22 protein-coding genes are annotated in these 24,925 nt (G+C 72.4%); 18 read left to right on the forward strand and 4 right to left on the reverse strand.

Translation table 11 applies throughout. The features are described from left to right. Positions 1–14 precede the first annotated feature (14 nt). The 3 genes from WME95_RS33340 to WME95_RS33350 all read left to right on the forward strand — a co-directional run bounded on the left by WME95_RS33340 (position 15) and on the right by WME95_RS33350 (position 3,397). Positions 15–1,253 carry a hypothetical protein gene (locus WME95_RS33340; RefSeq protein WP_437903386.1) on the forward strand — a complete coding sequence of 413 codons (1,239 nt, stop codon included), beginning with the start codon at positions 15–17 and terminating at the stop codon, positions 1,251–1,253. A gap of 136 nt (positions 1,254–1,389) precedes the next feature. Then, the gene (locus WME95_RS33345) at positions 1,390–2,532 is read left to right on the forward strand and encodes a hypothetical protein (RefSeq protein ID WP_437903387.1); all 1,143 of its coding nucleotides are present in this window, start codon (positions 1,390–1,392) and stop codon (positions 2,530–2,532) included. Positions 2,533–2,908: 376 nt separating this feature from the next. Then, a complete protein-coding gene (locus WME95_RS33350) occupies positions 2,909–3,397 on the forward strand; it encodes a hypothetical protein (RefSeq protein ID WP_437709286.1) in 489 nt (162 codons plus the stop codon). Between the two features lie 26 nt (positions 3,398–3,423). Here the strand turns inward: WME95_RS33350 and gndA are convergent, their stop codons facing one another. Beyond that, positions 3,424–4,956 carry an NADP-dependent phosphogluconate dehydrogenase gene (gene gndA, locus WME95_RS33355; RefSeq protein ID WP_437543211.1) on the reverse strand — a complete coding sequence of 511 codons (1,533 nt, stop codon included), beginning with the start codon at positions 4,954–4,956 and terminating at the stop codon, positions 3,424–3,426. A gap of 218 nt (positions 4,957–5,174) precedes the next feature. On the opposite strand from gndA, the gene WME95_RS33360 reads away from it, so the two are divergent. The 4 genes from WME95_RS33360 (at position 5,175) to WME95_RS33375 (ending at position 11,322) form a co-directional block, all read left to right on the forward strand. Beyond that, on the forward strand, positions 5,175–7,238 hold the full coding sequence (locus tag WME95_RS33360; protein WP_437903389.1) for a hypothetical protein: 2,064 nt from the start codon (positions 5,175–5,177) through the stop codon (positions 7,236–7,238). A 372-nt stretch (positions 7,239–7,610) separates the two neighbouring features. Further along, positions 7,611–9,131 (forward strand): serine/threonine protein kinase, encoded by a 1,521-nt coding sequence (locus tag WME95_RS33365; protein WP_437903390.1) that lies wholly within the window; start codon positions 7,611–7,613, stop codon positions 9,129–9,131. Between the two features lie 96 nt (positions 9,132–9,227). Then, positions 9,228–10,310, forward strand: a complete 1,083-nt coding sequence (locus WME95_RS33370; RefSeq protein WP_437903391.1) for a hypothetical protein — start codon at positions 9,228–9,230, stop codon at positions 10,308–10,310. A 292-nt stretch (positions 10,311–10,602) separates the two neighbouring features. Next, positions 10,603–11,322 (forward strand): hypothetical protein, encoded by a 720-nt coding sequence (locus WME95_RS33375; protein ID WP_437903392.1) that lies wholly within the window; start codon positions 10,603–10,605, stop codon positions 11,320–11,322. 3 nt (positions 11,323–11,325) lie between these two features. On the opposite strand, the gene WME95_RS33380 is transcribed toward WME95_RS33375, so the two are convergent. After that, positions 11,326–11,682: a Spx/MgsR family RNA polymerase-binding regulatory protein gene (locus WME95_RS33380; RefSeq protein WP_437543223.1), complete on the reverse strand. Its 357-nt coding sequence runs from the start codon at positions 11,680–11,682 to the stop codon at positions 11,326–11,328. A 268-nt stretch (positions 11,683–11,950) separates the two neighbouring features. Between WME95_RS33380 and abc-f the strand changes: the two genes are divergently transcribed. The 4 genes from abc-f (at position 11,951) to WME95_RS33400 (ending at position 17,082) form a co-directional block, all read left to right on the forward strand. Then, positions 11,951–13,573, forward strand: a complete 1,623-nt coding sequence (gene abc-f, locus WME95_RS33385) for a ribosomal protection-like ABC-F family protein (protein ID WP_012238670.1) — start codon at positions 11,951–11,953, stop codon at positions 13,571–13,573. A gap of 147 nt (positions 13,574–13,720) precedes the next feature. Further along, positions 13,721–16,291 (forward strand): ATP-binding protein, encoded by a 2,571-nt coding sequence (locus WME95_RS33390; protein ID WP_437903394.1) that lies wholly within the window; start codon positions 13,721–13,723, stop codon positions 16,289–16,291. Between the two features lie 91 nt (positions 16,292–16,382). Then, entirely contained in the window at positions 16,383–16,655 is a 273-nt protein-coding gene (locus WME95_RS33395; RefSeq protein WP_437903395.1) for a hypothetical protein, read from the forward strand. Between the two features lie 205 nt (positions 16,656–16,860). Further along, complete coding sequence (locus WME95_RS33400) at positions 16,861–17,082, forward strand: hypothetical protein (protein WP_437903396.1); 222 nt, start codon at positions 16,861–16,863, stop codon at positions 17,080–17,082. Here the strand turns inward: WME95_RS33400 and WME95_RS33405 are convergent. Next, positions 17,040–17,423 (reverse strand): hypothetical protein, encoded by a 384-nt coding sequence (locus tag WME95_RS33405; protein WP_437903397.1) that lies wholly within the window; start codon positions 17,421–17,423, stop codon positions 17,040–17,042. The genes WME95_RS33400 and WME95_RS33405 overlap by 43 nt on opposite strands. A gap of 164 nt (positions 17,424–17,587) precedes the next feature. Then, positions 17,588–18,223: a hypothetical protein gene (locus WME95_RS33410; RefSeq protein ID WP_437903398.1), complete on the reverse strand. Its 636-nt coding sequence runs from the start codon at positions 18,221–18,223 to the stop codon at positions 17,588–17,590. A 329-nt stretch (positions 18,224–18,552) separates the two neighbouring features. Here WME95_RS33410 and WME95_RS33415 point away from each other — a divergent pair, with 329 nt between their 5' ends. The 7 genes from WME95_RS33415 (at position 18,553) to WME95_RS33445 (ending at position 24,640) form a co-directional block, all read left to right on the forward strand. After that, positions 18,553–19,392, forward strand: coding sequence for a hypothetical protein (locus tag WME95_RS33415; RefSeq protein ID WP_437903400.1), 840 nt, complete (start codon positions 18,553–18,555; stop codon positions 19,390–19,392). A 175-nt stretch (positions 19,393–19,567) separates the two neighbouring features. Continuing rightward, entirely contained in the window at positions 19,568–19,984 is a 417-nt protein-coding gene (locus tag WME95_RS33420) for a hypothetical protein (RefSeq protein ID WP_437903401.1), read from the forward strand. Between the two features lie 31 nt (positions 19,985–20,015). Further along, positions 20,016–20,897: a DUF692 domain-containing protein gene (locus WME95_RS33425; protein WP_437903402.1), complete on the forward strand. Its 882-nt coding sequence runs from the start codon at positions 20,016–20,018 to the stop codon at positions 20,895–20,897. Further along, on the forward strand, positions 20,894–21,793 hold the full coding sequence (locus WME95_RS33430) for an HvfC/BufC N-terminal domain-containing protein (protein ID WP_437903404.1): 900 nt from the start codon (positions 20,894–20,896) through the stop codon (positions 21,791–21,793). Before WME95_RS33425 ends, WME95_RS33430 begins: the two co-directional genes overlap by 4 nt. Beyond that, the gene (locus tag WME95_RS33435) at positions 21,790–22,524 is read left to right on the forward strand and encodes an RNA polymerase sigma factor (protein WP_437903406.1); all 735 of its coding nucleotides are present in this window, start codon (positions 21,790–21,792) and stop codon (positions 22,522–22,524) included. Before WME95_RS33430 ends, WME95_RS33435 begins: the two co-directional genes overlap by 4 nt. Then, on the forward strand, positions 22,514–23,194 hold the full coding sequence (locus WME95_RS33440; RefSeq protein WP_437903408.1) for an NrsF family protein: 681 nt from the start codon (positions 22,514–22,516) through the stop codon (positions 23,192–23,194). Before WME95_RS33435 ends, WME95_RS33440 begins: the two co-directional genes overlap by 11 nt. A 159-nt stretch (positions 23,195–23,353) precedes the next feature. Next, entirely contained in the window at positions 23,354–24,640 is a 1,287-nt protein-coding gene (locus WME95_RS33445; RefSeq protein WP_437903409.1) for a lactonase family protein, read from the forward strand. Positions 24,641–24,925 lie beyond the last annotated feature (285 nt).

The following is a 24,925-nucleotide window of genomic DNA, read 5'->3' on the forward strand; positions in this document are numbered from 1 at the left end:
CCTCGGAGGAACGAATGCGAAGCGCGTGGCTCGTCCTCGTCGGAGTTCATGCCCTGCTGGGCTGCGGAGCTGCGCCGCGGAGAGAGCCGGCCGCCGACGCCGACCCCACGCACGCCGGGGTCGCCGCCCCGCGCGCCGTCCCGGAGGGCTCGACCCGCGAGGCGCGCGCCGCCCTGCGCTCTCCCGAGGAGAAGGAGCGCGCCGCCCTGCGCCCGCCCAGGAGCACGCGCGCCCGCGACACCGCGCCCGAGGCCCCCAAGCCGCGCGCCCCGATCCCGCTGTCCGACAAGGCGAGCACGCCTGTCCGCTCCGCCGGGAACAACAGCCCGCCCGCCCGCTCGCCCGCCCCGATCTCCCGCCCCACCCCGATCTCCCGCCCCACCCCGATCTCCCGCCCCACCCCGATCTCCCGCCCCACCCCGATCTCCCGCCCCACCCCCATCCCCCTCCCCGGGAAAGGCGGCGCCGCGCGCTCGATCGAGGCCGACTGCAAGGCGCTCGGCCCGGAGGTCCAGAAAGCCTCGAGGATGATCGAAGTGCTCCGGCAATCCGACCTGAACACGCCGCCCGACGTGCTCGGGAGGATCGCGGATCGGCTCGACCTCTGGGCCCGCGCGGCCGCGGTCCAGGCCTCCGATCCGGAGCTCGCCCAGGGCGCCAAGGACCTCCGGGAGAGCTTCGCCCGGACCGGCGCCGCGGCCCGCAAGCTCCAGGCGTCGCTCGGCGCTCACGACCGCAAGAAGGCCGGTGTCGCCCGCGCCGGCCTGGAGAGGGAGCTCGACCAGGACGCCAAGGCCGTGAGGGGCATTGCCGCCCGTTGCAAGAGCAACCCCTATGACCCGATGAAGGGCAAAGCCCATATCCCGCCTCACGTCGTGCGGAGCGTCGTCCAGGAGCGCTTCGGCGAGATGCGCGCTTGCTTTGAAAAGGGCCTTCGCCACAACCCCAAGCTCCAAGGGCGCCTGCCCGTACACCTCGTCGTCGATGGCGAAGGGAAGGTCACCTACGCGGGTGACGCCGACCGCCCGCCCGAGGACGCGCCGCTCCTCATTGCGCTGCCCTCGCCCGGCGCGACGCCGCCGTCGTCGCCCGCTCCCCCGCTCCGCGACGCCAAGGTCGTCGGCTGCGTGCTCGAGGTCTTCCGCGGCCTCCGATTCCCCTCCGCCGCAGACCGCAAGAGCGTTGCGACGGTGGTCTATCCCGTCGTCTTCGGTGTGGACGACAACCGCTCTCCAGCGACCTCCTCCAGGTGACGCACAGCGCAATCGCGGCAGCGAGGCGCTGGCCCCTTGCCGTCCGGGCGAGGCCGACGCCAAGCACGCTCAGCCTCACTTGCGCCACTTGCAAAGTTATTTCCTTCTCAGGGGCCTGAGGGTAAGCATTCCGCCGATGAAGCTCTCGCTCACCGAGCTCCAGGACATCCGCCGCACGCTCGCGGCGCGCATCGTCTTCGGCCTCTCCACGCCCGGCACCGAGATCGCCGCGCTCCCTGCCTATCTCGCGCCGCCGCCGGGAGGGATGATGGGCCGCGCCGTGGTGGTCGACGCGGGCGGCACGAACCTGCGCGCCGCCATCGTGGAGCTCTTGCCGGGCGGCGAGTCGCGCATCGTCGCGGGGCCCGTGCCTGCGAAGTTCCCGGGCGGGCCGGAGATCACGGGCGACGCCTTCTTCGACGTGCAGGCGGAGCTGGTCGAGCGCCTGGGCGCCGTGCACGGCTTGCCGGTGGGGTACTGCTTCTCGTATCCGTCGGAGACGCTGCCGTCGCTCGACGCGCGGCTGCTCCGCTGGACCAAGGGCGTCCAGGTCGCCGGGGTCGAGGGCACCAGCGTGGGCGAGCGGCTCGGCCGGGCGCTCGGCGCGCGGAGGCTCCGGCCCGGTCCGGTCCGGGTGCTGAACGACACGGTGGCGAGCCTGCTCGGGGGTGCCTTCGCGCACGGCGGGGCGCAGCCCGCGGCGTTCATCGGGCTCATCGTGGGGACGGGGACCAACATGGCCACGTTCCTCCCCGCCGGCCGGATCCCGAAGCTCAAGACGGGTCACTTCGTCGCGCCGATGGCGGTCAACCTCGAGAACGGAAACTTCAACCCTCCGCACCTCCAGCCGTTCGACGCGGAGCTCGACGCGACCTCGGAGAACCCCGGCGCGCAGCGGTTCGAGAAGGCGGTGTCGGGCGCCTACCTGCCCCGGCTCTTCGGGCGGCTGTGCCCGGGCCACGCCCCGCTGGCGAGCTCCGCGGATCTCGTGCGGCTCCGCGACGAGGGCGCCGACGAGGAGCGGCGGGTGGCTGGCGACCTGCTCCAGCGCTCGGCCGACCTCGTGGCGGCGGGGCTCGCGGCCGTCACCGACGTGCTCGACAGCCCTCCTGGGGTCGGCATCCTGGCGGAGGGCAGCCTCTTCTGGGGTGATCCCCGCTATGCGCCGCGGGTGCAGGAGACGCTGCGCGCCCTCGTCGGCTCCCAGGTCCAGCCCCGGATCGCCCGGCTCGAGCATGTCAACCTCATCGGGTCGGCCTGCGCCGCGCTGTTCGCCTGAACGGCCGCGCGCCGCTTCCCGTCGCCGCTCGCTGCGCCGCGGGGGAGGCGCCGGGCCTTTGGGCGCGCGAGCTGCTCGGCCAGGGGGGAGCACAGGGATGCCCGGGGATCTTCGCCATCGCCTGCCTTCGCGGGACCGGTCGAGCGCGGCCACGCCCGCGTCCGCCTGGCTGTTCGGCGTCCCCGTCGGCGGTCCGAGGCGGCAGGATCACACATTTCTGGCCGAATCCGTTTTTTGCGACCACCATGACGCAGCGTCGACCCCATGGGAGGAGCTCGTCCGGTGATGTGTGAAACAACAGCGCGCTTCGGCTCGACCGGACCGGTCGGGCGGGTGGAGCGCTTCCGGTCGTCGCGGGCGGGCCCCGGTGGCCGGAATGGCTATTGTCTTTAGAGAGATGCTCCCGTCGAACCGCAGACTCGCGTTCCGCAGGCAGCCGCACCTGCTCGACGACACCGGGAGCGTCGGCGTGTGGATCACGCAGCCGGCGGGCATGGTCGTCCAGCTCTTGCGGGAGACGGTGGCGACCGGTGAGGCCGCGCGCTTCATCTCGGTCGACGCGTACCAGAAGCTCGTTGGCGTCATGCGCCCGGGAGAGCGGGCCTTCTTCATCTACGACATGGGGCTCATGGTGCGGTACGAGAGCGAGGCGCGCGTGATCCTGACCCAGTGGGGGCTCAACGTGCGCGACAAGATCGAGCACATCGTCGTCCGCCCGCCCCCGGAGATGAACAAGCTCGGGCGCATGGGGATCCAGACGATCGGGGCGGCGATGAGCCTGGCGGGGGTGCAGCTCGACATCGTGGACGACATCGAGCCGTTCCTGCGCGAGCAGAACCTGCGGCCGCGGATCAGCCTCACCTGAGACGAGGCCTCGGCGGCCGCCGGGCTTCAGTGCCCGCCGCCGGTGCCCTTGATGTCCAGCTGAGGACGGGAGGGGTGCGGCCAGTCGAGGTGGAAGAACTTGCCGCGCGGCTGATCCGTGCGCTCGTAGGTGTGCGCCCCGAAGTAGTCTCGCTGCGCCTGCAAGAGGTTCGCAGGCAGGTGGGCCGCACGGTACCCGTCGTAATACGACAGGGCCGACATGAACGCAGGCGCCCAGACGCCGTTCTGCGCTGCGATCGACACCACCTTGCGCCAGTTCGACTGCCCCTGCTTGATCTGATCGTTGAAGTACGGATCGAGCAGCAGGTTCGTCAGGCCGGGATTGCGCGTGTACGCCTCCGTGATCTTCTGGAGGAAGCGGGCGCGGATGATGCAGCCGCCGCGCCAGATGCTCGCGATCGTGCCGAAATCAAGCGTCCACTTGTACTCCGCCTGCGCCGCCGCCATGAGCTGGAAGCCCTGCGCATAGGCGCAGATCTTCGAGCAATACAGCGCGTCGCGGATCGCCGTGATCGTCCCCTGCCGGTCCGCGACCGGGGTCGGGGTCGGGCCAGAGAGCTGCTTCGAGGCCTCGACGCGCTCGTCCTTCAGCGCGGAGAGGCAACGGGCGAACACCGCCTCCGCAATCGCGTTCGCGGGGATGCCCATGTCGAGCGCGTTGCTGCTCGTCCACTTGCCCGTGCCCTTCTGCCCCGCCGTGTCGAGGACGAAATCGACGAACGGCTTGTCCTTCTGGACAGGGTCCTTCTGCTGGAGGATATCGGCGGTGATCTGGATGAGGTACGAGTCGAGATCTCCGCTGTTCCACTCGGAGAAGACGCGGGACATCTCGTCCTTCGACATCCCGAGCAGCCCGTCGAGGAGCGTGTACGCCTCGCAGATGAGCTGCATGTCGATGTACTCGATGCCGTTGTGGACCATCTTCACGTAATGGCCCGCGCCGTTCGGCCCGATGTACGCCGTGCAAGGGACCCCGCCCTCCACCGGCTTGCCGGGGGACGCGCCCTCGATCGGCTTGCCCGTCGCCGGATCGACCTTGGCGGCGATCGCGCGCCAGATCGGCTCCAGGTGCTGCCAGGACGCGGGATCGCCGCCGGGCATCAGCGAGGGGCCGAAGCGCGCCCCCACCTCGCCGCCGGAGACGCCCGAGCCGAAGAACTTGCACTGCTTCGCGTACTCCTGCTCCCGGCGGATCGTGTCGGTCCAGAGCGAGTTGCCCAGATCGACGACGATATCGTCCGGCTCGACGCCCGCCTCGATGAGCTGCTTGACCACCATGTCCACCGGCGGACCGGCCTTGACCAGGATCACCGCCTTGCGCGGCTTCTTCAGCGCGCGGACGAAGTCCTTCAGCGTCTCGCAGCAGACCAGGCCGCCGGGCGTGCTCGGGTTCCTCGCGACGAAGTCCTTCGCGACCTGCACCGTGCGGTTGTACACGGCGACCTTGAACCCGTGGTCGGCCATGTTGAGCGCGACGTTCTCGCCCATGACGGCCAGCCCGATCATGCCGATGTCGCAGCTGGATGTGGCATCATTCATCCCGGTTCTTCTCCTTCACACGTGGCTCTTTCGCCGCCAGCGACCGCTGTGCTCCGCGGCCAGGACGGCGGGTCAGCAAGCCGCGAGCCGCGAATCGCAGGCCGCAGGCCCGCGCGCCGTCGATCTCGCTGGGTCGGCTGGGAGCCACGGGCGCGCATTCTGAGCAGGCCGGCGGCGCGGCGTCCAGTGCGCTCGCACGCCGTGGTAGACTCTCGCCGATGCGACCGGGCCCGGCGCTCGCAGGCCTCCTGCTCCTCGCCTCCGCAGCAGCCTCGGCCTGCGGGCCAACCACGTACAACGTCCGCGCCGCCCGCGCCTTCGCGAACGAGGACGCCCGCCGCGCCATCATCGACGATCGCGCCGCGGATCTGGAGCGAGCGGCCTGGCTCGCCGACGAGGTCCTCTCGAGCACCCCGTACTCCCCGGGAGACGCGTGGATCGCGGCGCTCCGCCTCGACGACGTCGAGGCGGAGCGGCTCCGCGCGCGCCTCGAGGAGACGCCCCCCTACGACGGAGAGCACGAGGTCCCGCTCGCCAAGCTCTACCGCGCGAAGCTCGACGAGGCGCTCGCCCGCGCGCCTCTTCGACGACGCGCGCGCGGTGAGCGCGGCGCGCCGCCCGCGTTCGCGCGCCTCTTCGACGCGCTCGCGGCGCTCGCGGCGCCGTCGGGCGAGGCGAGCGCCGCGAGCCGCCTGCCGGCCGCGTGGCAGGCGCTCGCCGAGCACGCGCGGGCGCTCGCCGCCGAGGAGCGGAGCGTCGAGCGGCTCTCGGCCGGGAGGCCCCTCGGCGCCCCCGACACGCCCGAGGTCGCCGCCGCGAAGGCGAGGGCCGCCGCGCGGCGGCGGGCGCTCGCCGGAGCGCACCGGGACGTCGCTCTCGCCGCCGCCGCGCTCCGCGCGGCGAGCGCGGGGCAGGAGCCCGCCCGGACGATCGCGCGCGACGCCCTCCAGGCGCTGTCGTTCGTCCTGCGAATGCACATCGAGGCGCTCGCCGTGGCGCCGTACGTCGTGAAGCAGGCCCGGCGGGTGGCGCGGGACGAGCCCGGCTACAGGGCCGCCGTGGCGCGCGCGGAGGCGATCTCCAGGGTGCTCGAGGAGCAGCGCGCGGCGCTCTCCGCCTGCGCCGAGGCGCTCTCCGCGCCGGCGCGGACGCCGCTCGAGGACACGGCGGGCTTCGAGGCCCAGGAGGGCTTTCTCGAGCAGGGCCGGACGATCAGCCTCGACGCCGTCCACCTGAAGCTGAAGGGCGACGTCGAGCTCCTGTTCTTCCACCAGCTCGCGAGCGCGGGCTCCTCCGGCGGCGTCAACGATTACCGGGGCAGGACGCGGCGGCTCGCCTACGACGTCGATCCGGTGTTCATGGTCGGCGGCCGGGCGCTGCTCACGTACGACTTCGACCACGCGCGCGACGCCGCGCGCCTCAACGCCGGCTTCAAGACCGACCGGCTGTTCTCGTCGGGCGGCGACATCCAGTACGACGGCTCGCTCGGCAGGCTCCTCGGCCTGAACGGCTTCGCGAGCGACGTCTTCGACATCGGCGCCGACCTCGCCGGCGTGAGCACGAGCCTCAAGATCGCGCGCTTCACCGCCGGGAACGTGACCGAGCTCGCCGTCGATCCGGCGACCGACCGCGACGCCGGCGCCGTCGCCAGCGCGCCCTTCCAGCTCTTGCTCCGCCAGATCGACGTCGGCTTCGACCTGACGAAGCTCTTCCCGGAGGCCGCGGACGACCTCTACCTCGAGGAGCTGCTCGCGGGCTTCAGGTACATCGACTACAAGCTCCCGCGCATCTTCTATGCGCTCCGCGAGCGGGACCCGGGCGAGGGCGACGTCTACGTCTTCGAGCGGCAAAGCCCCGCCCAGAGCGTGACGTCGCGGTTCTACCAGGGCGGCTTCAGCGTGCGGATGGGCAACGGCGAGTGGCCGCGGCTCGCGCCGTTCGGCGATCTCGGCCTCTACGGCGGCGCCGGCCCGGTGCGCTACGCCTTCTCCGCGGATCCCGCGGTCCCCGGCGCCCCGCGCGAGGTCGACGAGGCGACGATGATCGCGCTCTCCGGCAACGTGTCGGTGGGGCTCCGGCTCCGCTTGACTTCGTACCTCAGCCGGCTCCGCCTGCTCACCGAGCTGTCCTACAACGTGGAGGCGATCGGCCAGGGTATCCTATCGAGTATCCGCGCGACCAGACGCGGAGACGAGACGATCTACACGATCGGTCGCAAGCTCGATATCGGCGGGTTCGACGTGTTCCACGGGCCCCGGCTGCTGGCGGTGCTCGTGCTCTGACGGGGACAGGCGGCGCCCACGCTCCGCCGGTGCATCTGACGATGTCGATGTGTCTGTCGTGAAAAACGATCAGAACGGACGGGCGCCACATCACCGCTGAAGAGCCCCGTAAGCCACGGAATCACGGGATCTTCTCGCGGCGACGAGCGGCGACGAGCGGCCACGAGCGACGACCGTCGGCGCTCCGCGCGAGCGGCGCCAATCAGCGCAGGGCGCTTACCTGTTGCCTGGTGCGCGCAGATGTAACGAACGCGCCCTACATCGGGAGTTCCATGTGGGGAGTCTTACGGCCTGCAAGTTTGTAAGGTCTGCAAGTTAACGAGTGCGGCCGTCCGACCAGGTGGTGTAACCTCGTTCGACGCGGGTGAGACTATGTCGCTGAACTTCAACGAGGGGATGCTGTTCGCTGGTAGGTACCGCGTCGTGCGCAGCATCGCGACGGGTGCGATGGGGGCGGTCTACGAGGTCGTCCACGTCGAGACGGATCGGCGGCGGGCGCTCAAGGTCATGCACCCGCACCTCGCCGAGAACCCCGAGTTCCACGCGCGGTTCAAGCTCGAGGCGCGCATCGCCGCGCGCATAGCGACCGAGCACATCGTCGAGGTGTTCGACGCCGGGATCGACCTGGACACCGGCATGCCGTTCCTCGTGATGGAGCTGCTCCGCGGCGAGGAGCTCAGCAAGCGCATCCGCCGCGGCGGGCGCCTGCCGCCGGAGAACGCCATCGCCTACCTGCGCCAGACCGCGCACGCCCTGGACAAAACGCACGCGGCCGGCGTGGTCCACCGCGATCTGAAGCCCGCGAACCTCTTCCTCGCGGCGAGCGACGACGACGACGAGATCCGGATCAAGGTGCTCGACTTCGGCATCGCCAAGCTGGTCGCCGAGACGGCGGTCGAAGGGGCGAACACCGCCGCCCTCGGGACGCCGCTCTACATGGCGCCCGAGCAGTTCAGCGGCGAGACGATCACGCGGGCGGTCGACCTCTTCGCGCTCGGCATGATCGCGTACACGACCCTCGTCGGCAAGGCCTACTGGCTGAACGACATGCGCGAGTACAGCAACTCGCTCGCGTTCGCGGTGATCGCGATGCACGGCCCGCAGGAGCCCGCGTCCGCGCGCGCGGAGACGGAGGGGGTGAAGCTGCCCCCCGGCTTCGACGCGTGGTTCGCGAAGGCGACGGCGCGCGAGCCCGAGGCGCGCTTCCCGACCGCTTCGTCCGCGGTGGAGGCGCTCGCCGAGGTCTTCGACATCGCCCCCATGACGATCAGATCGTCGCGCCTCCTCGGGCTGGAGACGCCGATCCCGCGGATGAGCCAGCTGAACCAGGGGCCCGCGTCGTCGATGCCGGTGGCCGCCCAGTCGTCCACGGGCGTGGAGACCAGGGTCGGCACCGGAACCGGCGCGGCGGCGGCGCCGCGAAGCCGATCCGCGCTCGCCGTCGCGGCCATCGCCCTGGTCGGCGGCAGCGCCATCGCCTTCGCCGCGTTCAGCAAGGGCCGGTCCCCGGCCCCCGGCCCCACCGAGCACGCACAGGCGACGCAGGCTGCGGCCGTCGCGCCCCCCTCCACGCCGCCCGAGGCCGCCCCGGGCGCCGCCCGCCCCGAGGCGGCCGGCACCACGCCTGAGGCGGCCGGCACGCCCGAGGCGGCCGGCACGCCCAGGTCGACCGATCTCGCGGCGCCAGCGAGCTCCGCCGCCGCGCCGCCCGCGGACGGCGGCCTGGCCATCGCTCCCGAAGTGCTGGCGAACTCAAAGGCCTCGCCAGCGGCGCGCACCCCGGCGGCGCGCACCCCGGCGCCGCCACCCGGCGCCTGGCGCAAGATCGCGCCGACCGCCTCCCCCTCAGCGAACGCGGCGAAGCCCCGGGAGTCGCTCTACGGGGCAGACTGAGCGCGGCCCCACAACGCGCTGATTTTTTGCCTGGGGCGGTCCCAAAGGAGGTATCTCCTGTTACCTCCGATGCGAACCTTCTGGCCCGGGTCCGTCTTGAGCGGACTACTGTGCATTGCTATCGCCGCGCCGGCGAGCGCGCAGCCCGACGCCGTGGCCGTGGCCGAGTCGCTCTTCAACCGCGGCCTCGCGGACATGCTGGCGGGGAAGTTCCAGACCGGCTGCCCTGCCCTCACCGAGAGCTACCGGCTCGATCCTCGCGCAGGGCGGCTGTTCACGCTCGCCGAGTGCGAGGCCAAGTGGGGGCGCACCGCGACCGCGGTCGCGCGCTACAACGACTTCCTTTCGCTCTACTCCCGCCTGTCCGAGTCCGAGCAGCTCAAGCAGTACGATCGCTACAAGCTCGTGCTCGAGCAGCGCGACGCGCTCGTGCCGCTCGTACCACAGCTCACGCTGTCGCTGCCGGCCGACGCGCCCGCTGGGACGCTGGTGCAGCGCGATGGCATCACGCTGGAGGGGCCTTCGCTCGGGATCGCGCTCCCCGTCAACCCGGGCGAGCACGTCGTGACGACGAAGGCGCCGGGCGGGCCCACGCACGAGGTGCGGTTCACGATCGAGAAGTCGGAGCAGAAGACGATCGAGCTCGAGGTGAAGCTCCCCGAGGCGCCGCCGCCCGCGCAACCGGCGGATCAGCCGCTTCCCCATCAGCCCGCCTTGTCGCCGTCGCAGCGCGACGAGGGCGCGTCGCGGACGCCGGCGCCGACCGGGACCAGCGGCCGGCGCGTGCTGACGTACGTGACGGGCGGGCTCGCCTTGGGCGGGCTGATCGCCGGGGGCGTGACGGGAGCGATGGCGCTCAGCGAGAGCCGCCACGCGGAGGAGGACTGCGACGACGTCGGCTCCGGCAGGGCGGTATGCAAGACCGCCGAAGGGCAGGCCGCTGGAAAGCGCGCGAAGGACCTGGGGCTGGTGAGCACGATCGGCTTCGGCGCCGGGGCGGCGCTGGCCGGGACGGCGCTCGTGCTCCTCCTGACGGAGCCCTCCTCGTCCGGCTCGCAGGCCAGCACAACCACCGGCGCACAGGCCAGCGCCGCGCCCTACCGCCAAGCAGGCGCGGTGAGCTGGTCGCTGCTCGCGGGACCGACCGGCGGCGGCGTCGTGGTGCGCAGCCAGTGGTGAACCAGCCCACGCCTGTCGCCGCCTTCGCGCGCGCACGGTAGCGCGGCGCACGCGCACGCACGACGGCGCGGCGCGCGCGGCAATGTGGCGCACGCGCCACGACGGCGCGGCGCGCGCTCACGCCGCCTCGAAGCCGCGTTGCGATGCGACGTTCAAGGGAAATCCACGATCGCCGCGCCGCGCACCGTCGGAACCTTGCGCCTCGTCGTGGGGCGCGGCCGCGCGTAGTATCCCATGGAAAACTACAGGCCGACGCGCCCTTGCGGGTGAGGCGGTGAGGAAAGGGCAACTCATGATCACGAAGACCACGATGGCCATGTTGGGGGTCGCAGCCTCCGGTCTGCTCGCAGGCTGCACGGAGACGCTCGACTCGCAGCAGATCAAGACCGGAGGGATCTCGGCGACCCTGGAGGCGATCGCCGAGAGCGCGTCGTCGACGACCCTGCGGGCCACCCTCAAGGCCGGCGGCGACGAGAGCAACACGTACGTCATCCTGAGCGCGGGAGATCGGATCTCGGCGACCGTGGACGGCGAGGCGGTCGCGATGTCCGCCGAGAGCGATGGGGTCTACGAGGCCGCCGTCGACGTCGGCGCAGGAGGCACCGAGATCAAGGTGCTGCTGGACCGCGACGACGAGGGTGACGACGACGCGACGAACAACGTGGGGACGCTCCCCGATCCGTTCGACCTCGAGGCGCTGCCCAGAGAGCCAGTCCCGCGCGGCGAGGACCTCACGATCGCCTGGGCGCCGAGCGCGTCCGGAGACGACATGGTGATCGACGTGAAGGGCGACTGCATCTTCTCCAAGACGTTCGATGTGGGGGGCGACCCGGGGACGTACACCATCGGCGCGGGCGAGCTGGAGGAGACCAGCTCGCAGGAGCCCGAGAGCTGCGACGTGGACGTCGTGATCCGCCGCTCGCGCAACGGCACGACGGACAACAACCTCGACCCGGAGAGCTCGTTCGAGCTGAGCCAGGTCCGGGGAGGCCGCTTCACCTCGGCCCCCTGAGGCTCAGCCGAACAGCGCGGCGTAGTCGTCCTCGCGGAAGCCCACGAGCACCCGGTTTCCCTTCACCAGCACAGGCCGCTTCACGAGCTTCCCGTCCTCGGTGAGCCACCGCGTGACCTCGTCGTCGCTCGCGGCGTCCACGCGCGCCTTGCCGAGCGCGCGGTAGCTCTGCCCGCTCGTGTTGAGCCACCGGCGCACCGAGAGCCCGCTCGCCGGGACCCACCGGGCGAGCTCTGCGGCCGTCGGCGGCTCATCGACGATGGGGCGCACGGCGACGTCGACGCCGCGCTCGCCGAGCCACTTCAGCGCTCGCTTGCAGGTGCTGCAGCCGGCATAAGAGAGGATCTGGACCTTGCTCATGCCGGGCCTTCTGCCCCCTCGGCCGCGCGACATCAAGCGCGGATGAGCGCGAAAAAGGAGATGGAAAGCGCGCCCATAGCAGGAGAGAAAAAAAAGGGCTCCTGTGCAATGCGCCCGGAATGCGCCCGAAGACGGGCAATGCACCGATTGACCGCGGTTCACGGCGCGCCGCCGCCGACGGCGGCGGCGGACGAAATGCCGCATCGCGCGACGGGCCGTCTGGTATAGGGGGCGCGGAAAGGAGCCGCCCCCAGCGGCAGCGCCCCTCGTGATCCGTCTCGATTCCATCAGCAAGCAGCACGGCAAGCAGATCCTCTTCCTCGAGGCCTCCGCGGCGGTGAACCGCGGCGAGAAGGTCGGCCTGGTGGGGCCCAACGGCTCGGGCAAGACGACCATCTTCCGGATGATCACCAAGGAGGAGGCGCCCGACGGCGGCCAGGTCGCCATCGATCGCGGCGTCACCGTCGGCTACTTCAGCCAGGACGTGGGCGAGATGAAGGGCAGGAGCGCCGTCGCCGAGACCATGGACGGCGCCGGCCCGGTCTCCGACGTCGCCGCGGAGCTCCGCGAGCTCGAGGCCGCGCTCGCCGACCCCGAGCGGATGGATGAGATGGAGAGCTTGATCGAGCGCTTCGGGCAGGCCCAGGCCCGCTACGAAGAGCTCGGCGGCTACGCGCTCGACGCCAAGGCGCGCGAGATCCTCGCGGGGCTCGGCTTCAGCCAGGCCATGATGGACGGCGACGTGGGCGCCCTCTCGGGCGGGTGGAAGATGCGCGTCGCGCTCGCCCGCATCCTGCTCATGAGGCCCGACGCGCTCCTGCTCGACGAGCCGACCAACCACCTCGACATCGAGTCGATCATCTGGCTCGAAGGGTACCTGAAGCAGTACGCCGGGGCGCTCGTCATGACCTCCCACGACCGAGAGTTCATGAACCGCATCGTCACCAAGATCATCGAGATCGACGGCGGCGAGCTCACCAGCTACTCCGGCAACTACGAGTTCTATGAGCAGCAGCGCGCCATCAACGAGCAGCAGGCCGAGGCGCAGTACGAGCGCCAGCAGGCGATGCTCGCGAAGGAGATGCGGTTCATCGAGCGTTTCAAGGCCCAGGCCGCCAAGGCGGCGCAGGTCCAGTCGCGCGTGAAGAAGCTGGAGAAGATCGACAAGGTCGAGCCGCCGAAGCGCAGGAGGACGATCCGCTTCGAGTTCAAGCCCGCGCCGCGCTCGGGCGACGACGTGGCGCGGCTCAGCGGGGTGAAGAAGTCCTACGGCGGGCGCTCCATCTACGACGGATTCGACCTCCTGATCCGCCGCCGCGAGCGCTGGTGTGTGATGGGCGTAAACGGCGCCGGCAAATCCACCCTCCTCAAGCTCGTCGCGGGGGCATCCGCCCCGGACGCAGGTGGGGTGAACGTGGGCGCGAGCGTGAAGCTGGGGTATTTCGCGCAGCACGCGATGGAGCTCCTCGACCCGACCCGCTCCGTCTGGGAGTCCATCGTGGCGAGCTTCCCCCAGGCCTCGATCGGCTCGCTCCGCACGCTCGCCGGCGCGTTCGGCTTCTCGGGCGACGACATCGACAAGCCCTGTCGCATCCTGTCCGGCGGCGAGAAGGCGCGCCTCGTGCTCGCGATCATGCTCTATGATCCGCCGAACTTCCTCGTGCTCGACGAGCCGACGAACCACCTCGACATGGCGACGAAGGAGATGCTCGTCGAGGCGCTCTCCTCGTTCGAGGGCACCATGCTGTTCGTCTCGCACGATCGCCGCTTCCTCGCCGCGCTGTCCAACCGCGTCCTGGAGCTCCTGCCCGACGGGCCGCGCGTGTATGGCGGGGGATACCTGGAGTATGTCGCCCAGAGCGGACACGAGGCGCCAGGCATCCGGAGCTGACCCGCGCCCACGTGGCGCTCGCGGCGTGTGGCGCGTGGTGCGCGGCGCGCGCGGCGAGCAAGCTCCGCCCGGGAGCGGCGCTCTCTCGTCGATTTCGTCGATTCGAGTCTGCGCTAGGTGAACACGCGCTCAAGGATTCGCGCTATCGTGAGGTCCCCGATGGATCTGCTCGGTAGACCGAACCCAAAGCGGCTCTCCGACTTCATCCAGCGCCACCACGACGCGCTCCTGGATGCCTGGAAGTACCGAGTCCAGGCGCTCAGCCCTGCGCGGCGGCTGCCGGCGCCGAGGCCGACCGATCACCTGCCGGACATCCTCGCCTACATCGCCGAGGGCACGCGCAGCGCGGGCACGGCGGCCGCGGTCGACCGGAAGCACCGGGGGCTCCCTGGGCTCCACGCGTTGAGCCGGCTCGCCCACGGGTACGATCTCGCCGACGTCGTGATGGAGTACGCGGCGCTCCGCGCCGTGATCCTGGAGCTGTGGGAGCGGGACGGCGGCGGGGACGGGGGGCGTGAGGTCATCCAGCTGAACGGGACGATCGACGAGGCGATCGCCGACGCGGTGTCCCGTTACCAGGCGGCGCGCGTGCGCCTGCTCCAGGCGCTCGACGCCATCTCGACGGCCGCGCTCGGCAGCAGCGATCTGGACACCTTCCTGAAGGCGCTCGTCCGCGCCACCCGGGAGGCGGCGGCCGCCGTGGACGTGGCGATCGTCCTGCTCGGGGACGGGGACGCCCTCGAGGTCCACGCGACCGCGGGCATCGACGACGGGCCGCTGCCCGGGCCCCCGCTCGAGGCGGCGCGGGAGTTCGCCCGCGCGGTCCTCGCGCTGCGCGGGCCCACGTCGCTCGACGCCGCGGCCGGCGGCTTGCCCGTGACCGCGCGGGAAATCCGGGCGAGAGGGCTGCGCGCCGTCTACGGCGTGCCGCTGATCCACGAGGGGCATTCCATCGGCGTCGCGATCCTCGGCTCCCGCAACGCCGAGGAGTTCTCCGAGGACGACGCGCTGATGCTGCGCACGATGACCAGCCGGGCGACCGGCATCATCGTGCAGGCGCAGCTCGTCGCGAAGGAGCGCGCGGCGCGGCGCCAGGCGGACGACGCCCGCGCCCTGCTCGCGACCGTTGTCGAGCAGATGCCGGCGGGGCTCGTCATCGCCGAGCCGCCAACGGGGCGCGTCCTCCTCTCGAACCCCCAGGCCGGGACGATCTTCGGGCTGCCGCTCCTGGAGATCCCCAACATCGATGGATACGCCGTCTGCCGGGGCTTCGACCCTCGGTCGGGCAGGCCGTACGAGGCCCGGGACTGGCCTCTCGCGCGGACGATCACGACCGGCGAGGTCGTGATCGACGAGGAGATCGACATCGTCCGCGACGACGGCGCGCGCGGGCGGATCCTCGTGCGCTCGGCGCCGGTCCGGGATCCGGTCGGGCGCGTGATGGCGGCCGTCGTGACCTTCTTCGACATCACGGAGCGGACACGCGCCGAGCGGGGGGAGCGCTTCCTGGCCGCCGCGAGCGCCGCCCTCAGCGACACCCTCGACTTCCAGGGAACGCTCGACCGGGTGGGGCACCTGACGGTCCCCGAGCTGGCAGACTGGTGCGTCATCCAGACGATCCCGGACCTCGAGCAGTCGCGCGGGATCACGGTGACGCACACGCGCCCGGAGGAGCTCCAGAGGGCGCGGGCGCTCTTCCGCGAAATGGATCCCCCGCCGCCGCTGACGGCGCTGCTGGAGCGGGCCCTCTGCAGCGAGCGCCCTGAGCTCATCGGGGATCTGTCGCACCCGCTGGTCGCCTCGCTCGACGAGAACGGCGCCTTCCGCCGGTTCGTCCGGGCGCTCGGGATCACGTCGGCCCTGGTGGTCCCGATGGTCGCGCGGGGCCGCACCTTCGGCTGCATCACGCTGGCGACGGCGGGGTCCGGCCGGGTCTACGACGAGGCGGACCTCGCGGTGGCGCACGACCTGGCGCAGCGGGCGGCGCTCGCGGCGGACAACGCCCGCCTGTACGAGGCGGCGCAGCGCGCGATCGAGCTCCGGGACAACGTGCTCGCCACGGTGTCCCACGACCTCAGGAACCCGCTGAGCGCGATCCTCACGGCGGCCGCCGTGATGACGAAGCGCGCGGCGACGCGGGGCGAGAAGGGCGACACGAAGGCGATCCAGGCGATCCAGCGCTCGGCGCACCGGATGGATCGGCTGCTCCACGACCTGCTCGACTTCGCGAGCCTGCGCGCCGGCCGGCTGGCGCTTCGCCGGCAGCCGCAGGATCCGCGGGAGATCGGCAGGGAGGCGGTGGAGACGTTCGAGTCGCAGGCCCAGGAGAAGGGGATCCTGCTGGGGGTCGTGGCGGCCGACGACGTCCCGCTCGTCACGTGTGATCGCGATCGGGTGCTCCAGGTGCTCACCAACCTCCTGAGCAACGCGCTCCAGGTGACGGGCGCCCAGGGGGCGATCACGCTGCGGTGCGAGCGCGGGGAGGAGCACGTCGTCTTCTCGGTGGCCGACACGGGGCCGGGGATCCCGGAGAACGAGCTGCCCCACCTCTTCGAGCGGTTCTGGCGCGGCCAGCGGAACGGCTACAAGGGCACCGGGCTCGGTCTGGCCATCGCCCGGGAGCTCGTGGCGGCGCACGGGGGGACGATCCACGTGGAGAGCCGCGTGGGCGTGGGGACGACGTTCAGGTTCACGATCCCCGTCCTCGACGAGGGGTGAGCCGGGGCGGCGGGCAGACGGGACAGCCGCCGCAGGGGAGGAGTGGACGATCGAGCACGCCGGTCCCAGGAGCCCTCGGGAAGGAGGAGACATGGGAGTCGATACGACGCACGATCCGCCGGGCGACCCGCGCCTCGCGCACGAGGTCAGCGAGGAGAAGCGGCCTCTCCCACAGGCGGACGTCCCGGGCGTCCGCGGGCCGATCACACCATCTGGCGAGCTCGAGGACACCCCGCGCGACGAGGTCGATAGCTGGGGCAGCGAAGGCGGCGCCGGCTCCTACGCGGGGGGGCCGATCATCTCGACGACAGCTCCCGGCGCGGAGGGTGCGCCGCGCCCCGGTGCAGCGGGGAAGCATCGCTGAGCCGCCCGGCCGGCGGGCGCGACGCCAGGACGGCCGGTGAGCGCGCTGCGGACCGGACAGCGAGGAGAAATCAAGTCGACCCGTGATAATTTCTGACGGCTACCGCAAGGCATCTTGTCACTGGCGATCGCGGTGACAGGGCCCTTGGCGAGCCGCTTCGTCAACGGCAGAATGGGCGCCCTCGATCGCGCGAGGAGGAGAGCCCATGTCCAGACGTCGACGGATCAACACAAGCGACATGCCCCGCTCGGGGAACGTGATCCACGTGAGCGCGAGGCAGATGTGGGAGCTCGCGTGGGTGCGGAAGCTGGGTCTCGAGGACATCGAGTGGGATCCGGCGCACTCCTGCGAACACTGCTCGAGCGACGCCCCCCGGCCGCCACCTCACGGCAGCTGCGCGGACCTGGGCGCGCACCGCTGCATGTAGGCCGGCTCGGGGCAGCCGTCGTGCGTCAGGATCTCGCTGTCCAGGCACTTCACGAGCGCCGCCCGGATGTCGAGGCACCTCCCCCGCCCCGCGTCCACACATCGGTGCTCCGTGGTGGTCCCGTTGGCGCAGCCGTCGAGCTGGCCCTCGGGGCACTCGAGGAGCGGCCCGGTCGAACAGTCGTTCTCCCGCCGCTCGCCCGCCGCCGCCGTCGACGTCCCCTGGGTCGCCGGCTGCTTGCTGGAGCAAGCCGCGCTCGAGACGAGCGCGAGCCCCGTGAAGAAGAGCCCCGTGAAGAAGAGGCTCAGGCCCCGACGGGGCCAGTCGCTGCGCGTGTTCATACCGTCGTTCTCCGTGGATGAAGCCCGGTCGCGGAACCCCGAAGGCGGGTCGCCGCCCGAGCGGGCGGCAGCGTACTCCACTCCACGTCCACGGGACGACAGGGGCCCGGCCCACGCTCGCCTCGTCCCGCAGGCGCGGCGCAGGTCAAGACCCCATGGCCAGGTCAAAACGCGCCGCCGCCATGCGCGAGCAGCGCCCACGTGTCGCCGCCCGTCGGGCTCGTCGCGCCGCCGAGGCTCAGGTCGTCGAAGAACGCAGGACGGAAGTTGAACCGAGCGCCCAGCTTGACGTTGCGCGTGACGAGCCGCTCCACGCCCGCGGTGAGCGGCACCGACAGCGCGAACGCGTCGCCGCCGCGGCCCGCCCAGCCCACGTAGCCCACGCCCCCGACCACGAACGGCTGCACGACCGCCTCGTCGGCGCGCAGGATGTTGTAGCGCAGACCCGCGTCGAGCGAGGTCATCACGAGCGACTTCCCCACGATCGCGCGCTCGTTCACCGAGCCTGTGTAGTTGGCCTCGACGGCCACGCGCGGCGACATGCTCCCGGTCACCCGGACGTTCCAGCTCGGCCCGACGCCCGCGGCGCCGCCCAGGAAGCCCAGGACGCCAAGGCCGCCCTCCACCGCGACAGTGGGCTCCGGGATTCGCCGGATGAGCGGTTGATCCGCCGGAGGGAGGTTGCCTGTCGGCCGGACCTGCTGATCCCGGCCCGCCGCGCCCTGCGCCTCCGCCGCGCCGGCGAGCGCCATCATTCCGGCGGCGGTCATGGCGGCCGCCGCGAGTCGTCGCGTGCTCATTGCAGTTGTCTCCGGTTGGCTCGTTCCGTCTTCGACGACCGCCTCGTGCACACCGCAGGCCACACGCGGCTGTGCAGCCCAGGCCCCGCGCGCTCCGCCTTGCGCCGCGCGGCCGGCCGCCGCCGAAACCGCGGCGCCACCGAAACCACGGCCCCGCTCGCACGTATCTCGGCCATGGGACTCATGGAACCGCGACGCCGAGCGGGCGGGCGAGCGAGGGCGATGACCCCGATCTCCCTTCCCGGGCGCCTTCCTTCCTGTTCAAGTGGAGACCGCGGCGCGCCCTCGCGCGCGGGCGCGCAACAACCCGAGAGAGCCTGGAGGCGAGCGTGAAGACGATCCGGACAAGGACCTTGCTCCTCCTCGCGCTCGCGGCCGCCGGCCTGGGCGCGGCCGCGTGCCAGGGGGAGCAGCCGAGCCTCGCGCCCGCCGCGACCGAGCTGAAGGCGCCGGAGCCGAAGGCGCCCGCCGCGGCGGCCTTCGCGATCGACCGCGCGGGCAGCAAGGTCGAGCTCGTGATGGAGGCGCCCCAGGAGAAGATCCGGGGGCGGATCGCGGGCGCCGCCGCGGGGACGCTCCAGGTCGACCCCGCCGACATCACGAGGACGACGGGCCTCATCACGGTCGACCTCTCCACGATCGAGCTCTTCCAGACCGCCGTGGGCGACGACGGCAAGCCCGGCGAGGAGAAGAAGAGCGACCTGCAGAACCAGCACGCGCGCACCTGGCTCGAGATCTCGAAGGACACGCCCGACGACGTCCGCGCGAAGAACGAGAAGGCCCAGTTCGCGATCCGGTCGATCTCGACCTCCGGCGAGAAGGATCTCTCGAAGCTGTCCGGCGCGGAGCGGACGGTGACCGTCACGGCGTCGGGCGACCTGCTGCTGCACCAGCGGCAGTCCCCGAGGACCGTGGAGCTCATCGCCACGTTCAGGTACGAGGGCGAAAGGCCCGCGAGCGTCACCGTGAAGACGGCGAAGCCGTTCCCGGTGGGGCTCGCCGAGCACGACGTCCGCCCGCGCGAGGCGTTCGGCAAGCTCGCCCAGAAGACGCTCGAGGTGCTCTCGCCCAAGGTCGCCAAGGAGGCGATGGTGACGCTCGAGCTGACCGCGACCGCCGGCGCGGCCCCCACGGCGCCGGCGGCGGCAGCGGACGGCGGCGCGCGGTGAGCGCGGCGCGCCGCCCGAACGTGGGCCGTTGCGGCGACGCTGCGGCTCTGAGATGACACGGCGGTCCGGAAGCCGCCGGAAGCCGGATGACGCCTCGCCCGCCGGAGGGCGCAGCCCGTCGAGACGACAACGGTGGGCGCAGGCCCATCGAGACGAGAACCAGAGGAGCCACACGATGCTGTCGAAGAAGAGCATTTACGAGACCCTCGCCGCGCTGAGCGCCGGCGCCATGGTGATGAGCGGCTGCGCCGGCGCGCAGGCGCCGGTCAACGCGAGCGAGGTCCCCGCAGAGCAGAGCGCCCCGGCCGAGCCCGCGCCGGCGCCCGCGCCGACCGAGGCCGCCTCCGGCGACGCCGCCGCGGGCGCGAACGTCCCCGCCGCCCCGGCCGAGCCGGCGCCGAGCGACGCGCAGTCCGCCGCGACCTCGCCGCAGGTCGCCCCCACGGCCACCCCGGCGGCCACAGCCGCGCCGCCCACGCCGCCCACCGCGGCCCCGGCCACCGGCGCCCCGGCCAAGCCCGCCGCCAAGAAGACGGGCGCTGCCGCGAAGAAGCCCGGCCACGCGGGCTGCGGCCAGGGCACCTGCGGCTGATCGCGGCCTCCCGCGCCCTCCCCGTACCCCCATGACCGGCAGCGCGCTCACCGGTGTCGGCCTCGGGCTCCGATGGGAGTTCCTCGACGAGGTGCTCGCGGCGCTCGACGCGCCCGATCAGGGCGCGCGCGACGCGGCGCTGCCCGTCCCCTTCTTCGAGCTCTCCCCCGAGAACTACATGCGGCGCGGCGGCTACTTCCCCGCCGCGATCGAGCGCGTCCGGGAGCACCGCCCGATCCTGACGCACGGGCTCACCCTGTCCGTCGGCGGGCTCGATCCGCTCGACGCTGGCTACCTGCGCGCGCTCGGGGGGTTCCTGGAGCGGCTCGATCCCCCCTTCCACAGCGACCACCTCTGCTTCTCCGGGGTCGACGGCGCGTTCCTCCACGACCTGCTGCCGCTCCCGCACACGTCCGCGGCCGCCGCCCACGCCGCGGCCCGCATCCGCGAGGCGGAGGAGCGGCTCGAGCGCCCGATGGCGATCGAGAACATCACCTACTACCTGGTCCCGGGCCGCGCCTCGCTCGACGAGGCCGACTTCCTCGTCGAGGTGCTCGAGCGCGCCGGCTGCCGGCTCCTGCTCGACGTGAACAACGTCTACGTCAACGCCCGGAACCACGGCTTCGACCCGGTCGCGTTCCTGGAGAAGATCCCTCCCGAGCGCGTGGCCGCGATGCACGTCGCGGGGCACGAGTGGCGCGACGACGCGGAGGTCCTCGTCGACACGCACGGCGCGCCGGCCATCGCCCCCGTGCTCGACCTGCTCGCCCGCGCGGTCGCGCGGACCGGGCCGGTGCCGGTCGTGCTCGAGCGGGACAATGACGTGCCGCCGCTCGGCGCGCTGCTCGCCGAGCTCGCCGAGGTCGACGCGGCGTACCGGCGCGGGCTCGCCGCGCGGGAGGCGCTGGCGTGAGCGCGGCGCGCGAGGCGGGCGGGGCGGGCGAGACGTCGAACACGCCACCGCAGGAGCTCGCGGCGCTGGAGCGGGCGCTCCAGCGGAGCGTGACCGCGCCGGACGGCGAGGCGATCGCGGCCGATCCCCGCGCGTGGCTCGTCCGCGCCGGGCTCGAGGGGCCGGACCTCGAGGCGATGGCGGCGCTCCCGCCGAAGCGGCTGCTGCTCTACCGGAGCCTCATCCGCCGCGGGCTGACGGGCGCGATCCGCGCCGGGATCCCGCGGACCGCGGCGCGGCTCGGCGCGCGGTTCGAGGCGGACGTGGCGCGCTTCATCGAGGCGGAGCCGCCCCGGTCGCGCTACCTCCGCGACGTCGCGTTCGAGTTCGTGGGCTTCGCCGCGCCGCGCTGGGCCGAGGATCCGGAGGTCCCCGCGTACCTCGCGGATCTCGCGCGCCACGAGCTGGCCGCCTTCGCGGCGGCGTGCGCCGAGCAGGACGAGGAGGCCGGCGCGGGCGGAGCGTCAGGGCCGCTCGGCGACGAGGCGCCGGGGCCCCTGGGCGAAGCGCTGTCGCTCGACCGGGGGGCGCGCTTCCAGCGGGCCGCGGCGCTCGTGCGCTACGAGCACGCGGTCCACAGGCTGCAGGGCGACGCGTCGGCGCGTGACGTGCCGGCCCGCGAGCCCACCCGCCTGCTCGTGTACCGCGACGCCGCGCACGACGTGCGCTTCCTCGAGCTCACCCCGCTCGCGGCCGAGATCCTGGGCCGCCTCCTCGCGGGCGCCGCGCTCGGGGAGGCCGTGGTCGCGGGCTGCGCCGCGCTGGGACACCCCGTCGACGGGCCGGTGCTGGAGAGCACCGCGGCCCTGCTGAGCGATCTCGCCGAGCGCGGGGCGCTCCTCGGGGCGTCGCGATGATCGCCGGCGCGCAGACGGTGTATGCCGTCAGGACCGCCATGGATGAGCTCGCCCTGAACGAAGCGATGGACCGGTACGCGTGCGGCGACGCGCGCGCGTTTCCGGAGCTGCACCGCGCGCTCGCGGCGCGCCTCCTCGCGTACCTCACCCGCATGAGCGGCTCGGAGACGCTCGCGGGCGACCTGACGCAGGAGACGTTCCTGCGGATGCACCGCGCCCGATCGAGCTTCGCCCGCGGCGGCGCCGTCGCGCCGTGGGCCTACGCCATCGCGCGCAACGTCTACCTGGATCACGCCCGCGCCCAGAAGCACCGCGGCACCGAGCGCCTCCCGAGCGATCCGGGCGCGGAGCCGCCGGACGCGCGGGGCGCGGACGCCGAGGCGGTCGCGATCGCCTCCGAGACGGCGCGGGCGGTGGAGCGGACGCTGGCGGGCCTGCCGGCGTCGCAGCGCGAGGCGTTCATCCTCATCCGGTACGAGGGGCTCAGCGTGCAGGACGCCGCGGCGGTCCTCGGGACGACCACGAGCGCGGTGAAGCTCCGCGCGTTCCGCGCCTACGAGGCGCTGCGGGCGGCGCTCGAGGAGCTCAAGCGGCGGCCCGAGGCGAACCGCGGCGCGGGCAGGGGCGCGGAGGAGGGGAACGACGATCGGCCCGCGACCGCGAGACCAGAGCGGAGCGGCCGCCGCGGCAAGGGGCAGGCAGGCGTCCGTGGAGGTGCCGATGGTGAATGAGAGCGACCTGCTGAAAGGGATGAAGGACATCCCCGATCCCGCGGCCCACCTCGCCGCCCGCCCGCCGCCCGTCGTGGCCGAGGCGCCGGCCGAGCCGTCGCTGACGCGCCCGACGCGTGAGCGCCGCTCCTGGAGCGCGCTCCTGGCCGGGCTCGGCTGGATCCTGCTCGTGAGCTGGTGGGAAGGCTTCCGCGACGACCTCCCCTCTCTCCGGGTCGCCGTCCCGCTCGCCGTCACGACGGTGCTCTGCGGTCTCGGCCTGCTGCTCGCGCTGAGCCCGCGCGCCCGGGGCCTGCCGGCCGGTGTGAGGGCGATCCAAACGCTCGTCGTCGCGGTGCCGGCCGGGTTCCTGGCCGCGGCCGTCGCGACTTCGCCCGTGGCCGATCCGCCGGTGCCGCTGGATCAGCACCTCCGGTGCGTCGCCAGCGCCGTCGGCACGGCGGTCCTGCCGTTCGCGCTGGCGGCGCTCGTGCTGCGCCGCTCGTTTCTGTCGGCGCCGGCGTGGCGTGGCGCCGCGATCGGGGCCCTGTGCGGCCTCGGGGTGGTGGTCGGCATCGGGACGCACTGCGACATCGACGACCTCCTCCACGTCGCCTTCGCCCACGGCGTGCCCATCGCGGCCGGCGCGCTCCTCGGCGCCGCCGCCGGGGCGCTGCGCGGGCGAGCCTGAGGCGCCGCGCCGCGTCGCGCGTCCTCCCCGGCCATCGATCGCTGCGAGGCGGCGCGACCGCCGCGGACATGCCGCAGCGCGCCGCGAAGAGGACGCGCCGTGGCGCTTGCACCGCGGCGCTGGCCAGGTCTAACGCAGGAAGCAGGAGAAACCAGGTCAATGCAGCGCGCGCTCCTCTTTCTGGCGGCGGGACTGTGGCTCGGATGCGGCAGCTCCTGCGCCGGAGCCGCGAACAACGGCGCCACGACGGGCGCGACCGCCGGCGGCGGTGACGGCGCGAGCCAGGGCGTCGGCAGCACGAGCGTCGGCAGCACGAGCGCCAGCAGCACGAGCAGCGGCGGCGCGGGCGGCGGCGGCGCGGGCGGCAACGGCGCGGGCGGCGGCGGCTCGCAGGCCGAACGCGCGTTCATGGTCTATGTCGGTGGTCACGAGGGGCTCTTCGTCTTCCGCCTCGACGGCGCCGACGGCGCGCTCTCGGCCGTGCAGGGCCCGCTCGACGCCGAGATGAACCCGACCTTCCTCGCCGTCGACCCCGCGCACCAGCGCCTCTTCGCGGCGAACGAGCTGAACGAGGTGGACGGGGAGCTGTCCGGCGCCGTCAGCGCGTTCCGGATCGATCCCCAGGGCGGGACGCTCGAGCTGATCAACAGGGCGTCCTCGAAGGGCGCGGGCCCCGCCCACCTGTCCACGGATCGCTCCGGGCGCTTCGTCCTCGTCGCCAACTACGCCGGCGGGACGGCGGCGGTGCTCCCCGTGGGCCAGGACGGCGCGCTCGGCCAGGCGGTCGACGACATGTCCTTCGGTCGCCGGACGAGGTCGCACCACGCCGTGACCGACCCGGCGAACCGGTTCGCGTTCGTCACCAACCTCGGGCTCGACGAGATAGCGCAGCTCACCTTCGACGCGGACACGGGCCAGATGGAGCCGAACGACCCGAAAGCCCTCTCGCTCCCCGAGGACACGACGCCTCGACACCTCGAGTTCCACCCGAACGGCCGGTTCGCCTATGTGATCAACGAGTCTGCCGGCTCGATCACCACCCTGAGCTACGATGCGTCGCGCGGGACGTTCACCGCCCTGGCCACCGTCTCGACCTTGCCCGACGGCGCGAGCGCCGAGGGAAACTTCTCCGCCGAGGTCCAGGTGTCCCCGTCCGGCAAGTTCGTGTACGGGTCGAACCGCGGCCACGACAGCATCGCCATCTTCGCGGTCGATCCCGAGCGGGGTACGCTCACGCCCGCCGGCCATGCCTCGACGCAGGGCATGACGCCGCGCCATTTCCAGATCGCGCCGACAGGCAAGCTGATGCTCGTCGCGAACCAGGATTCGAGCAACATCGTCGCGTTTCGCGTGGACGAGGCGACAGGCGCCCTCGAGCCGACAGGCCGTGTCACCGAGGTCCCCGAGCCCACCTATGTCGGGATCGTGGCCTTGCCGGACCAGTGACCGCCGGGGCGCGTCGTACTTCCAGAGTTTGGACGCATACCCAAATCGCCATCCTACAGGGATATCTGATGGCGACGGTGATGCTCTTGTAGACACCGGACCGACGTGGCCGACGCGGACCCTTGTTCTGACGAATGGCCTGGTCGTCCAACTCAAGCTCGGCGAAACACAAGAATGGAGGCCGGAAGAGCCCGCGATGGCGGGCGACGAGCCCGATCCGTTCACCGCGCACACCTCATCGCGCAGCGAGCCGGCTTCTTTTGCTTACGCCCACTGCAGCCAGGC

The sequence above is a fragment of the Sorangium sp. So ce327 genome, from assembly GCF_051530205.1.
GTDB lineage: Bacteria > Myxococcota_A > Polyangia > Polyangiales > Polyangiaceae > Sorangium > Sorangium cellulosum_B.

Coding starts and splice junctions, on each gene's coding strand:
- WME95_RS33420 (WP_437903401.1), top strand. CDS start 19,568: ATGCTGTCGAAGAAGAGCATTTACGAGACCCTCGCCGCGCTGAGCGCC.
- WME95_RS33400 (WP_437903396.1), top strand. CDS start 16,861: ATGTCCAGACGTCGACGGATCAACACAAGCGACATGCCCCGCTCGGGG.
- WME95_RS33405 (WP_437903397.1), bottom strand. CDS start 17,423: ATGAACACGCGCAGCGACTGGCCCCGTCGGGGCCTGAGCCTCTTCTTC.
- WME95_RS33445 (WP_437903409.1), top strand. CDS start 23,354: ATGCAGCGCGCGCTCCTCTTTCTGGCGGCGGGACTGTGGCTCGGATGC.
- WME95_RS33360 (WP_437903389.1), top strand. CDS start 5,175: ATGCGACCGGGCCCGGCGCTCGCAGGCCTCCTGCTCCTCGCCTCCGCA.
- WME95_RS33350 (WP_437709286.1), top strand. CDS start 2,909: ATGGCTATTGTCTTTAGAGAGATGCTCCCGTCGAACCGCAGACTCGCG.
- WME95_RS33380 (WP_437543223.1), bottom strand. CDS start 11,682: ATGAGCAAGGTCCAGATCCTCTCTTATGCCGGCTGCAGCACCTGCAAG.
- WME95_RS33440 (WP_437903408.1), top strand. CDS start 22,514: ATGGTGAATGAGAGCGACCTGCTGAAAGGGATGAAGGACATCCCCGAT.
- WME95_RS33345 (WP_437903387.1), top strand. CDS start 1,390: ATGAAGCTCTCGCTCACCGAGCTCCAGGACATCCGCCGCACGCTCGCG.
- WME95_RS33410 (WP_437903398.1), bottom strand. CDS start 18,223: ATGAGCACGCGACGACTCGCGGCGGCCGCCATGACCGCCGCCGGAATG.
- gndA (WP_437543211.1), bottom strand. CDS start 4,956: ATGAATGATGCCACATCCAGCTGCGACATCGGCATGATCGGGCTGGCC.
- WME95_RS33395 (WP_437903395.1), top strand. CDS start 16,383: ATGGGAGTCGATACGACGCACGATCCGCCGGGCGACCCGCGCCTCGCG.
- WME95_RS33365 (WP_437903390.1), top strand. CDS start 7,611: ATGTCGCTGAACTTCAACGAGGGGATGCTGTTCGCTGGTAGGTACCGC.
- WME95_RS33425 (WP_437903402.1), top strand. CDS start 20,016: ATGACCGGCAGCGCGCTCACCGGTGTCGGCCTCGGGCTCCGATGGGAG.
- WME95_RS33375 (WP_437903392.1), top strand. CDS start 10,603: ATGATCACGAAGACCACGATGGCCATGTTGGGGGTCGCAGCCTCCGGT.
- WME95_RS33435 (WP_437903406.1), top strand. CDS start 21,790: ATGATCGCCGGCGCGCAGACGGTGTATGCCGTCAGGACCGCCATGGAT.
- WME95_RS33340 (WP_437903386.1), top strand. CDS start 15: ATGCGAAGCGCGTGGCTCGTCCTCGTCGGAGTTCATGCCCTGCTGGGC.